The following is a 12,068-nucleotide window of genomic DNA, read 5'->3' as shown; positions in this document are numbered from 1 at the left end:
GCGAAATCATGGGGGCATGCTGACTGCACGCCATCCCACTGAAGACATCGAAGCCGCTTTGCGGTTCTTGCATCTGCGCGGTCGCCGCGCGCCATTGCGTGACGCCATCACCGCTGCCGGCGGCTGGCAGCCTTGGCGCAGCGGGCGCCGTGCCCTGCTTGGCAGAACACCGCTGCCCCGCGAGCTCGAGGTCGCCCTTTCCACTTGCGCACTGCCGGCATTGGTCGAATCTGTCACCGTTTGGCTCAGTGGAAACGCGCGGCGGTTTGTCCTGCCGTTCGGGGCGCAGGCCTACCCGGCTCGGCTGGCGGAATCGCCCTCGCCGCCGATGCTGTTATTCGGCGAGGGAGAAGCCGCCTTGCTCAGCGCCCCTGGCATTGCCGTGGTGGGAAGCCGTACGCCCACGCCAATGGGCATCGACATCGCCGCGGAATTCGCCCAAGGCTTTGCGCAGGCCGGCCTTTGCGTAATCAGCGGCCTTGCAGCCGGCATTGATGCTGCTGCCCATGCGGCGGCGCTGCCGCTCCTTGGGAAAACCATCGCGGTTCTCGGCTGCGGCCCCGATATCGCTTTCCCGACCGGTAACGCCCGGCTGATGCGCAGTGTTGCCGAGGAGGGCCTTTTGCTGTCCGAATATCCGCCCGGCACCCACCCACAGCGCACGCACTTCCCCGACCGCAACCGCATCGTGGCGTCGCTGGCCCTGGCCACCGTCGTCGTCGAGGCACGCGAACGCTCGGGTGCCCTGATCAGCGCGAGGCTGGCAGCCGAGGCCGGACGCGATGTGTTCGCCGTGCCCGGCTCAGTACGGAATTTGGCTGCGGCAGGCTGCCATCGCTTGATCCGCGAAGGGGCCGGGCTTGCGACGTCCCCGGCCGATGTCATGGCCGGTCTGTCGGCCGAATTGCGCGCCCAACTGTCAGCGGTCGCGACGCCGGAAGCGATCCCAACCGGGGTCGCCGCCAACCTCTCGGCGGCACCCGCCGACTGGCCCACCGACCACAAGCTGCTGTGGTCATCGCTGGGCGATGACCCCACCCCTATGGATGAGCTGATTCTTCGAAGCGGATTGACGTATCCGGAAATTGGCCCCATTCTGCTTGGAATGGAATTGGATGGACGGGTCGAACAGTACTTCGGCCGCTACCGCCGGAAGCTTCCAGCAAGGGTGTAGAACGCGGAATCATCACGCCGGCTCGGCGACAGGAGGGGTCATGAAGGAAAGCATTCTGGACGTACTGCTATACCTTTTTGAGCATTACTTCACCGCGGACACCGATCTCGGCCGCGATCGCGACTCGCTCCAAAGCACTTTGATCGGTGCCGGTTTCAGCCCCGCCGAGATCCACCGTGCATTCGAATGGCTGGAAGGATTGGCCGAAGAGCGGCCCATGACCGCCACCCACACCGGCAATATCGGCCCCACTCGCGTGTTTTTCGGCCCCGAATTGACGAAGTTCGACGTCGAAAGCCGCGGTTTCCTAACCTATTTGGAACAACAAGGCGTGCTCTCGCCGTCCCAGCGTGAACGCGTGGTGGACCGGGCCATGGCCTTGGACCAGGACGAAATTGACCTCGACGACATGAAATGGGTCGTTTTGATGGTGCTTTTCAACCAGCCCGGCTCGGAAGCCGCCTACGCCTGGATGGAAACCCAGATGTGCGAGGAAGACCCCGAATCGGTGCATTGAGTGCGGCTTGCGGGTTTTCCCGCTTGACAGACCGCCCTCCAACGTGATTCCACTATAAATAGGAAGTCGAGAGCGCCCGGACCCATCCGGGCGTTCCCGCATCATTGTCTGCCTGCGCCCACCTGCGCGGCACCTGGAACCGAACACATGTCGAAACACCTGCTCATCGTCGAGTCTCCCGCGAAAGCGAAGACCATCAACAAGTACCTGGGGAAGGACTTCACCGTTCTTGCCAGCTACGGGCACGTGCGCGACCTGGTACCGAAGGAAGGGGCGGTCGATCCCGCGCATGGCTTCAAGATGCGCTACGACTTGATCGAGAAGAACGAAAAACATGTCGATGCCATCGCCCGCGCCGCAAAGACCGCCGACGACATTTTTCTGGCGACTGACCCGGATCGCGAAGGTGAAGCCATCAGTTGGCACATTGCCGAGATCTTGGCCGAACGCAAACTGCTGAAAGACAAACCTTTGCATCGGGTGATCTTTACGGAAATCACGCCACGTGCGATCAAGGAAGCCATAGCCCAACCGCGTCAAATTGCCGCGCCGTTGGTGGATGCGCAACAGGCGCGCCGCGCGCTCGACTATCTCGTCGGTTTCAATTTGTCGCCGGTGCTGTGGCGCAAAGTGCAACGCGGTTTGTCGGCGGGGCGCGTGCAGTCACCTGCGCTTCGGATGATTGTCGAGCGCGAAGAAGAAATCGAAGCCTTCATCGCGCGCGAATATTGGTCGATTGAAGCGGAGTGTGCGCATCCGTCGCAGAACTTCACCGCGAAATTGGTGAAGCTCGATGGCGCCAAGTTCGAACAGTTCACCATTACCGACGGCGACACCGCGGAAGCGGCGCGCGAGCGCATCGTCAAGGCAGCGGGCGGACGCCTGCATGTCACCGACGTCGCCAGCAAAGAGCGCAAACGCCGCCCGTCGCCGCCGTTCACAACTTCCACCCTGCAACAGGAAGCGTCGCGAAAGCTCGGTTTCACCACGCGCCGTACCATGCAGGTCGCGCAGAAACTGTATGAAGGTGTGGCCATCGGCGAAGAAGGCACGGTCGGCCTGATCTCTTATATGCGTACCGACTCGGTCAGCCTTTCGCAAGAAGCGCTCGCCGACATCCGCGATGTGATCGCGCGCGATTTCGGCACGCAGTCGCTCCCCGACAAGCCGAACTTCTATCAAACCAAATCCAAGAACGCCCAAGAGGCGCACGAAGCGGTCCGCCCGACCTCGGCATTGCGCACGCCGGCGCAATTGGCGAGGTTCCTGACCGATGACGAACGCAAGTTGTACGACTTGATTTGGAAGCGTGCCGTTGCATCGCAAATGATTCCGGCCACACTCAACACCGTGTCGGTGGAATTGTCTGCCGGTTCCGAACATGTGTTCCGCGCCTCCGGCACCACTGTGGTCGTGCCGGGGTTCTTGTCGGTGTACGAAGAAGGCAAAGATGCCAAAGCCGCCGACGACGATGACGAAGGGCGCAAGTTGCCGGCGATGAAGCCGGGTGACAACGTGCCGCTCGGCAGCGTGCACACGGATCAACATTTCACGCAGCCGCCGCCGCGATATACCGAAGCGTCGTTGGTGAAAGCCTTGGAAGAGTTCGGCATCGGCCGTCCTTCCACCTATGCCTCCATCATTCAAACACTGCTGTTCCGCAAGTACGCGGAAATGGAAGGCCGCGCGTTCCGACCCACCGATGTCGGTCGTGCCGTTTCGAACTTCTTGAGTGCGCACTTCACCCGCTACGTCGACTACGACTTCACCGCAAAAATGGAAGACGAGCTCGACGCGGTCAGCCGCGGCGAAGAGCAATGGGTGCCTTTGCTCGAGAAATTCTGGGGACCGTTCAAGGAATTGGTGGACGTCAAAACCGAAAGCGTTGATCGCACCGACGCGGGCAGCGCGGTGGTGCTCGGTACCGATCCGGTCAGCGGCAAACCGGTCAGTGCGCGCATTGGCCGATTCGGCCCGATGGTACAAATCGGTACGGTCGAAGATGAGGAAAAACCGAAGTTCGCCTCGCTGCAACCGGGCCAGAGTATTTATTCGATCACGCTCGACGCGGCGCTCAAGCTGTTCGACATGCCGCGCACGCTGGGTGAATCCAACGGTGAAGTGGTCACGGTCGGCATCGGTCGCTTCGGACCCTTCGCCAAGCGCGGCAGTACCTATGCGTCTTTGAAAAAGGAAGATGATCCGTACAAGATCGATTTCGATCGCGCCGTGTTCTTGATTGAGGAAAAGGAAGAGATCGCGCGCAATCGCATCATCAAGTCGTTCGAAGGCAGCGAAATCCAAGTGTTGAACGGGCGCTTCGGCCCGTACATCAGCGATGGCGCGATGAACGGCAAGATACCGAAAGATCGCGAGCCCGCCTCACTGACCTTGGACGAAGTCACCCAACTGCTGGCCGAAACCGGCAAACCGGTGCGCAAGGGTTGGGGTAAGAAGGTCGCAAAGAAAGCGACCGCAAAGAAGACGGCAACAAAGAAGGCGCCGGCCAAGAAGGCCGCGACCAAGAAAGCGACAAAAAAGACGGCGAAAAAGGCCACCAAGAAGACCGCCAAGAAAGCCACAACAAAAACCGCGACGAAAAAAACCGCCACCAAGAAAGTCACCAAACGGGTGAGCAAGACGGCGAGCAACGACGACGCACCACCGTTCTAAACACGCATGGACCGACTCGACAGCCAGCATGCCGCACGTTGCCTGAAATCGGGCGGCGTGGTGGCCTACCCGACCGAAGGCGTCTGGGGGCTGGGCTGCGATCCGCGCAATGAGGCGGCGGTCATGCATGTCTTGTCGATCAAGCGCCGTGAAGTCGCGCGCGGGCTCATTTTGATCGCGGGCGACGAAATCCAGCTCGCGCCCTTTATCGACATGTCGGCCTTGAGTGGCGATGCCAAAGCGCGCGTTCGCGACAGTTGGCCAGGCCCCAACACCTGGATCGTCCCGGCGTCGGTGTGGGCGCCCGCATGGATTACCGGCGCGCACACCGGCATTGCGGTGCGCGTGTCGGCACATCCGGACGTGGTGGCGCTGTGCGCCGCCTTCGGTGGCGCACTGGTCTCCACCAGTGCGAATTTGACCGGCGAGCCGGCTGTGTCGACTGCTGACGCCCTGGATCCGCGATTGCTGGCCATGATTGAAGGCGTGGTCGCCGGCGAAACCGGCGGACTGGCCTCGGCAACGCCGATCCGTGACGCCCTCACAGGCGCCACGCTTCGCGCCTGAATCATCGCGAACGATTGGACGCGGTTTCGCGCAGTCCTCGCCTGTCCGTGTGCAACATGGCGACATGAAACTTTTTTTGACAGGCGTACTGATCGCTCTGGCAGCATCTGCCGCGCTGCGGGTTGAATCGGCTCAGGCGAACGACGATGTCGAAATTTTCCGCTGCAAGATCGGCACACGCGTGGTGACCCAAGACAAACCCTGCAAACCGGGGAAGGAAGTGTCGCGGCAAAACATGACGCGTCCGCGCGACCCGGTCGCCCCCGTGCGCAGGCCGGCATCACGGGACGCTGCCACAGCGAGCCGCAATATCACCTACATCGTGCAGAGCCCGGCGCGCGACGCGCGGCCCGTCTATCAGTGCACCTCACCCGAGGGTGAGCGCTATACCAGCGAATCGCCTGAAGGCATCGCGCGCTGGGTGCCCGCTTACGGCGTGACCTACGGCATTCAAACCGTGCCCGTCCAGCCCGGCTATTCGTCCGGCGGTGCCTGGCTGCGCTACAGCGACCGTCATACGCGTGTGGACATTGGCGGCACCACAACGCGACCGCCGCTGATGTATCCCCCGGTCGCATTGGCCGGCGGCATGTGGGTCCGCGATGCTTGCACGCCGTTGCCCCAAGCACAAACCTGTGCGTTGCTGTCCGATCGCCGCGCCGAGATCAGAAGGAAGAATGTCGCGCTGCAACCCAGCGATCGCGCGGCATTGGAGGCGGAGGCCGCTGGCATTGATGCGCGCTTGCGTGCAGACTGCAGTCCATGACCTTCGCCAAGCTCAGCTGTGTTTCCCTGATTGCCGGTGCAATGCTGTTGCTGTCGATCCCGGGCGTTGCGCAAAAATCCGCCGCACGCGCCAAGACCGCCAAACACGACCCGAACACGGTGGTGTTTTATCGCTGCGTCGACAAAGCCGGCAATGTCAGCTTGCAGAACGATGTGCCTTGCGCAAAGGGACAACAACAGACCCGACAAGTCATGCAAAAGCCCGCCGCACCGGCTTACACCCCCGCTCCGTTGCCCTATCAGGCACCTGTGGCAAGTCCGCCCGTTGCACCACCGACGCCGGCTGCTCCGGTCACGTTGCAATCAGCCATGACACCGAGCAACCTGCCGCCGCCACCGCTCTACCGCTGCTACACACCGCAACAAAAAAGCTATCTGAGCGACAACGGCGCACCGAAGCCGCGATGTGTGCCGTTGATGCCGAGCAATGCGGATCCCAACGATCCGAACACACCGAAAATGTGCGACATGCAGCAGGACACCTGCGAACGGATCCCGGATCAGGACGCCTGCGCCTCGTGGGCGCAATACGATCGCGAGGCCAAAGCCTTGGTGGAAATGGGCAATCCCGAATTCATCAATGAGGCGGTTGCGTTGTCAGCACGCACCGGCAAGGTGATGGCACAGAGCAGTTGTGCGGCGCCGCCGTCTCAGAATCCGTAACGGCTGAAACCCCCGTCCACCGCAATGCATTGCCCGGTGATGTAACTCGCCGCCGGCATGCACAGCCAACAAATCGCGGACGCGACTTCATCCGGTTCACCGATGCGACCCATCGGTGTGCGCAGCAATACATCATCCAAATAATCCGGATCCGACAGCTTCGGCGACGTGCGCCGCGTACGGATGTACCAAGGCGCCACGCAGTTCACCCGCACGCCGTCCTCCGCCCATTCCACGGCCAGGTTTTGGGTCATTTGATGCATGGCGGCTTTGCTCATGCCGTAGGGCGCGCCGGTACGCACGTGCAGCAGTCCGGAAACGCTGCCGACATTGACGATGCTGGAACTCGGATGTTGCGACAGCAACGGATGCAAATAGCGCGACAGCTCGAAGGCACTGAAGAGATTCACTTCGAAAATGCCGCGCCATTCGTCTTCGCTGTATTCGACCGCTGACTTGCTGATGTTGGTGCCGGCGTTGTTGACCAGAATGTGCAGATCGCCTTGGTCTTCCACCCAATCCAAGAGGTCGCGGCGTGACACTTCATCGGCGACATCGGCGGCGAACACGGCAATATCCCGCGCCGGAAATTCATCGGCGAGTTCATCTTGCAACGCGGTCAGCGCGGCATCCTCTCGCGCCACGATACGCACGTCCGCCCCCAGCGAGAGCAGCATGCGAACGGTCGCAAGACCAATCCCGGCCGTTCCTCCGGTCACCAGTGCGGCACTGCCGTCCAGCCGCCAACGCGCATTGTCCATCTGCCACCCGAAACTTGGTTTTCTCAAGATTATCGCGATAGAGTGCGGGAAGCACCCCGGCCAAGGAGCCGCAACATGATTCGTCGCATCAGTTTGATGCTATTGCTCGGCGCATTGGCGGCATGCACCGCGCGCGAGACACCGCAACAAAAACAAGATCAACAAGCGCTCAAGCGCGAGATCGAACGCCCGTTGAATCGTGCACATGAAGCCGAGGCCGCCGCCAAAGCGCAAGCGGCGCAAAACGAACAGGCATTAAAGGACGCCACGGGCGAATAACGTGGCGCGGTGATCAGCCCGGTGTGGCGCCTTTCACCATTTCGCGCACAATTTCTTCGTTGTGATCCACCACTAGCTCGAGCATGAGCTGATCTTCATAGCGATCATTTGCGTCCGCTTTGCGTTGTTCCGACTGCGATGTCGCGGTGTCGATCGCGGTGGCGGCGTCGCGCCAAAACAAGGTCACCCGGTAATCCCATTGCCCGTTGCTGGATGTCAGCACCGGCTGGCTGATGCGGTAGCCACGTAGCTTTCCAGACGCCACCCAAGCATCCAACTTCGGCACCTCACTGCGCTTGTACAGCGTCACGAACTGGAGCGAGCGGCCGGGCTTCACCCAGTAGGTATGCTCGACCACAAACGGTGCATCAGCGGCCTCTTTCGCATCGGCCTTGGGCGCGCCAACACACACGCCCATCCACAGCAACACAGACAACAAGGGCAAACGGTATTTCACAACAAACATCCTGACTTTCCAAATCCTTTAAAACGCGCAGAAGCAATGTGCCATGGCTTTCACCGGCGAGGCATCGCGACGAATCAACTGTGCTTGCACCGCCTGCAGCTGTTTGTCGGCATTCGGCACCCATCCGGCGACAGCGCCCTGCAAGGTACCGGAGTGCTTCAACATGGCGACGGCGATGCGCGACTCCAGCCGGCTACCGAAGAGGCCACCAAAGGGCTTGACCGAGTTTTCGATGTAACGCACGTTGTAGTTACCGGACTTGCCGAGCTTGGCCCGTTGCGCGGCATCGCCCACCGCATCAGACAAACCACCGAATGCATCCACCAAGCCGCGTTCTTTGGCTTGGGCACCGCTCCACACGCGTCCGCGCGCGACCGCATCAATATCGGCCACCGGCTTGCCGCGGGCCGCAGCCACTTTGCCGGTGAAATCCCGGTATCCCTTCTCGATCACGCTTTGAATCAAGGTGGCCAGACCTTCATCCAAGGGGCGGGTCGGATCGGTGGCACCGGCGAGCGGCGAGGTGCCGACGCCATCGGTGTGCACGCCGATCTTGCCGAGCGCACGGCTGACATTGGGCACCAATCCGAAGATGCCGATCGATCCGGTAATGGTGGACGGATCGGCATAAATGCGATCGGCGTTCATGCTGATCCAGTAGCCGCCCGATGCCGCGACATCACCCATCGAGACCACCACGGGTTTGGCCGCCTTTTTCAAGGCTTCGACTTCGCGACGGATTTGCTCCGACGCGAACACTTCGCCACCCGGTGAATTCACACGCAAGACCACTGCCTTGATGCTGTCGTCTTCGCGCGCAGAGCGCAACAGCTCTGCTGTGGAATCGCCGCCGATGGTGCCGGGGTCTTGTTTGCCCGGCACGATTTCGCCTTCAGCCACCACCACACCCACGGAGGACGCGGAGATCGTCGGCACTTTCAAGCGATTGCTGGCGATGAATTCATTGGCGCCGATCGAACGCAGTCCGTCGTCGGAATTGTCATCGGCGAACCCTTGCTTGGCGAGATAGTCTTCAACTTGCTCACGCGTCTTAAGACCGTCGACCCATTTTTGTTGCAAGGCATAAGCGGCCAAGTCCCCTTGGGCTGCGGCGACACCGCTGGCCATGTTGTCTATGCCGGCACGCATCACCTCGGGGCTCAGATTGCGCGCTTTGGCCACGTCGCCGATGTAACGCGTCCACAGATCATTCATCCAGAACAGATCGGCGGTCTTGGCTTCAGGTGAAGCGTTGTCACGCACATAGGGTTCCGCGGCAGATTTGTATTCACCGACTTTGAACAAGCGGAAGTCCACACCCAGCTTGTCTTGCAAACCTTCACGCATATACGGGCGATAGTTCGCCAAGCCTTCCAGCATGACGCCGTAGCCTTGCGGATCGAGGAAGATTTCATTGGCTTGCGAAGCCAGCAAGTATTGGCCTTGCGAAAGCCCTTGCGAGAACGCGGTGATTTTTTTGCCACTGGCGCGGAAGCGCTGCAGTGCCGCCATCACTTCGTGCAACGAGGCGAATCCTGACGGACTGAATTCATCCACATCCAACAAGATGTGTTTGATGTGGCTGTCCTTCGTGGCCGCATCGATGGCCCCGACCAGGTCACGCAATTGCACGACGCGATTTTGTTGGCTGTCGCTGTTGGCATCAGTCAACAAGCGCGTCAACGGATCGCGGTCATCTTGTTCCACCAAGCGTCCGCGCGGCTCAAGCAAGAGCACCGAGTTGGCGGACATGGTCACCGGTTGTTCTTCCCGCATCAACAGGCCGACGATGAAAAGCACCACCGCGAAGAAGACGATGTTCAGGATCAAGCGGCGGGTGAAATTCACCGCATTCCACAGGCCCAAAAAGAACCGTGCAATAGGACCACGGCGGCGGACGACAACTTCATTCATCGGGAGGAGGCTCTAGCCTGAAAAGATAGGGAATAGCGTAGCAGTCGGACCCTGAAGGCGGATGCGCCAGAGGTCATCCAAGCGCCTGCATTTCAAGCTTCCTGATGGTGCGCATGGCCCGCCAGCTCAAGCACAGGGCGGCGACCGTCAGACCGGCAATCAAACCGACCCACATCCCGGCCGGACCGTATCCGGCAGCAAGGCCGAGGCCCGCCCCGACCGGCATGCCGATGCCCCAGTAAGCAAACGCCGCCAGCAGCATGGGCACGCGCGTGTCCTTGAGCCCGCGCAGGGCGCCGGCGGAGATCACCTGAACGCCATCGGGCAGCTGGAACACCGCCGCCAGGATCAGCAGCTGGCTCGCCATCGTCGCCACTACCATGTCGTTGGTGTAGATGCCCGCGACCCACTGGTTCCCGGCAATCAACAGCAGCGCCGACGTGGTTTGCGTGATGAGCAACAACGTATAGCCGGCAACGACCGCGCGCCGGAGTTTGCCCGTGTTGGTTTGGCCCAAGGCGTGCCCGACACGCACAGTGGTCGCCTCGGCAATCCCCATCGGAATCATGAAACACAGACTCGACACATTGATCGCGATTTGATGCGCGGCAGCCGGTGTGGCGCCCAGCCGCCCCATCAGCAAGGAAGTCGCGATGAACAGCCCGCCCTCCATGGCCACCATGCCGCCGATCGGCAGTCCGGTTTTCAGCAAATTGGTGAGGATGGCTTTGTTCGGTGCTTCGAAGCGACTGAACAACGCCAGATCGGCAAAGCGTTTCGATTTCCACAAGTACAAAGCAAAACAAATCGCTTGTGCCCACAACATGATGGCGGAGGCAAAGCCGAGACCGGATGCCCCCATCTCAGGCAACCCACCGACGCCGAAGGCCATGGCATAGCCCAAAGGCACCAACACCAGCAGCCCGCCGAATCCCAGCACCATGGTCGGCAGCGTCCAATGCAGACCGTCACTCAGATACCGCATACACAAGTAGAAGGTGAAAGCTGGAATGCCCCACCGAATACCTTCCACGAAGGCGACCGCATGCGGAATGACCTGTGGATCGATGCCCATCGGTCCGAGCAAATAACGCCAAACGCTCAAGACCAGAAAAAGCGCGATTCCCAATCCCGCTGCCAGCCACAGGGCCTGGCGGAACAACGCCGGCACTTCTTCACGCCGACCGGCGCCATCCAACTCCGAGACAAATGGCGGCAATGACATCAACACGCCCATGGGCACCATCATCGGCAGCCAGTACAGCGCATTGCCCACGGAAACGCCGGCCAAAGTATCGGTGCCGTGATGTCCGGCCAATGCCGAGTCGACGAAGCCGATCAAACCCGAAGAGACGTGACCCAACACCAAAGGCGCAGCGAGGACCGCCGTCGTTCGCATTTCGTGGCGCATCAATGCGCGTTTTCCGCTCTTCGAAGTCACGTGTTTCCAGAAGAAACGCCGCGAATCGGCGGCGAGCAGGTATCTTATCAACCGGACTTCACGGATACGTCGATGGGCACCGAACCGCTTCCCATGGAACACCCGCACGCAAGCGCGTGCGAAAACTGCGGCGCAAGCTTGCTGGGCGAGTACTGCCACAGCTGCGGACAGCACGCACACAATCCTTTGCAAAGCGTGAAGCACGCACTGGAAGAAGTTTTCGAGTCGTTTTGGCACGTAGACGGACGGATCTTCCGCACCTTGCGTGACATTTGCATCCCCGGACGCGCCGCCATCAACTATTTGTCGGGCAAGCGTGCGCGCTATCTGCCACCGCTGCGCATTTTCCTGATCCTATCCATTTTCACGTTCTTCCTCGCGCATCTCGCAATGCCCGAAGACACCGCCTTCAAAGTGCGCGACGACAGCTCCTTCAACGAAGCGAAGACGGTGGCCGAAGTCGAAAAGATGCGTGCGGACACGTTGGCTGCCATGGCCGAAGTGCCCGAACCTGCAAAATCAATCTCGATCGACAAGATCGGCGAAGCGGCGGATGCACGCATCGCGCAATTGACCGGGAAAACGCCTCAGCAAGCGTCCAATTCTTTCAATGTCTCCATGCAGACGAACATCGAGAAGGAAATCGCGAAGGCACGCGCCAATCCGTATCGCTCAGCGCATATGCCAGATTGGTATGACGCGTTGATACAGAAATTGAAATTGCGCATGTTGTCGAACATTGGGAAGCTCGCCAAGGGCCAGGACGGACTCGGCCCGTTGTGGCTGAGCTCGGTGCCGACCGCACTGTTCTTCATGGTGCCGGTGTT

Annotated in this window: 11 protein-coding genes and 1 pseudogene; 8 read left to right on the top strand and 4 right to left on the bottom strand. The window is 60.6% G+C overall.

The features are described 5' to 3' along the window. The first annotated feature begins 16 nt into the window (after positions 1-16). From dprA to H8L67_RS01885, 6 genes are all read left to right on the top strand, one after another. Entirely contained in the window at positions 17-1,174 is a 1,158-nt protein-coding gene (gene dprA / locus H8L67_RS01910; protein ID WP_220380112.1) for a DNA-processing protein DprA, read from the top strand. A 40-nt stretch (positions 1,175-1,214) separates the two neighbouring features. Beyond that, positions 1,215-1,691: a DUF494 family protein gene (locus H8L67_RS01905; RefSeq protein ID WP_220380111.1), complete on the top strand. Its 477-nt coding sequence runs from the start codon at positions 1,215-1,217 to the stop codon at positions 1,689-1,691. A gap of 147 nt (positions 1,692-1,838) precedes the next feature. After that, positions 1,839-4,364 (top strand): DNA topoisomerase I, encoded by a 2,526-nt coding sequence (locus H8L67_RS01900; RefSeq protein ID WP_220380110.1) that lies wholly within the window; start codon positions 1,839-1,841, stop codon positions 4,362-4,364. A 6-nt stretch (positions 4,365-4,370) separates the two neighbouring features. Then, complete coding sequence (tsaC, locus tag H8L67_RS01895; RefSeq protein WP_220380109.1) at positions 4,371-4,931, top strand: L-threonylcarbamoyladenylate synthase type 1 TsaC; 561 nt, start codon at positions 4,371-4,373, stop codon at positions 4,929-4,931. 64 nt (positions 4,932-4,995) lie between these two features. Beyond that, positions 4,996-5,697, top strand: coding sequence for a hypothetical protein (locus H8L67_RS01890; RefSeq protein WP_220380108.1), 702 nt, complete (start codon positions 4,996-4,998; stop codon positions 5,695-5,697). Next, positions 5,694-6,380 carry a hypothetical protein gene (locus H8L67_RS01885; RefSeq protein ID WP_220380107.1) on the top strand — a complete coding sequence of 229 codons (687 nt, stop codon included), beginning with the start codon at positions 5,694-5,696 and terminating at the stop codon, positions 6,378-6,380. The genes H8L67_RS01890 and H8L67_RS01885 overlap by 4 nt, the downstream gene beginning before the upstream one ends. Here the strand turns inward: H8L67_RS01885 and H8L67_RS01880 are convergent. Beyond that, a complete protein-coding gene (locus H8L67_RS01880) occupies positions 6,368-7,141 on the bottom strand; it encodes an SDR family oxidoreductase (protein ID WP_220380106.1) in 774 nt (257 codons plus the stop codon). The two genes, H8L67_RS01885 and H8L67_RS01880, sit on opposite strands and share 13 nt — an antisense overlap. A gap of 75 nt (positions 7,142-7,216) precedes the next feature. Here H8L67_RS01880 and H8L67_RS01875 point away from each other — a divergent pair, with 75 nt between their 5' ends. Then, on the top strand, positions 7,217-7,420 hold the full coding sequence (locus tag H8L67_RS01875; protein WP_220380105.1) for a hypothetical protein: 204 nt from the start codon (positions 7,217-7,219) through the stop codon (positions 7,418-7,420). Positions 7,421-7,433: 13 nt separating this feature from the next. Here the strand turns inward: H8L67_RS01875 and H8L67_RS01870 are convergent, their stop codons facing one another. From H8L67_RS01870 to H8L67_RS01860, 3 genes are all read right to left on the bottom strand, one after another. Next, complete coding sequence (locus tag H8L67_RS01870; RefSeq protein ID WP_220380104.1) at positions 7,434-7,886, bottom strand: hypothetical protein; 453 nt, start codon at positions 7,884-7,886, stop codon at positions 7,434-7,436. Between the two features lie 18 nt (positions 7,887-7,904). Then, the gene (gene sppA, locus H8L67_RS01865) at positions 7,905-9,800 is read right to left on the bottom strand and encodes a signal peptide peptidase SppA (protein ID WP_220380103.1); all 1,896 of its coding nucleotides are present in this window, start codon (positions 9,798-9,800) and stop codon (positions 7,905-7,907) included. Between the two features lie 73 nt (positions 9,801-9,873). Further along, positions 9,874-11,211, bottom strand: a complete 1,338-nt coding sequence (locus tag H8L67_RS01860) for an MATE family efflux transporter (RefSeq protein WP_255556053.1) — start codon at positions 11,209-11,211, stop codon at positions 9,874-9,876. 102 nt (positions 11,212-11,313) lie between these two features. Between H8L67_RS01860 and H8L67_RS10405 the strand changes: the two are divergent. Then, positions 11,314-11,626, top strand: a pseudogene (locus H8L67_RS10405) (DUF3667 domain-containing protein); the annotation flags it as partial. Positions 11,627-12,068: the final 442 nt, after the last annotated feature.

It is taken from the genome of Lysobacter soyae (genome assembly GCF_019551435.1).
GTDB classification, from domain to species: Bacteria; Pseudomonadota; Gammaproteobacteria; order Xanthomonadales; family Xanthomonadaceae; genus Solilutibacter; species Solilutibacter soyae.
This window is presented reverse-complemented; position numbering and strand designations above follow the sequence as displayed.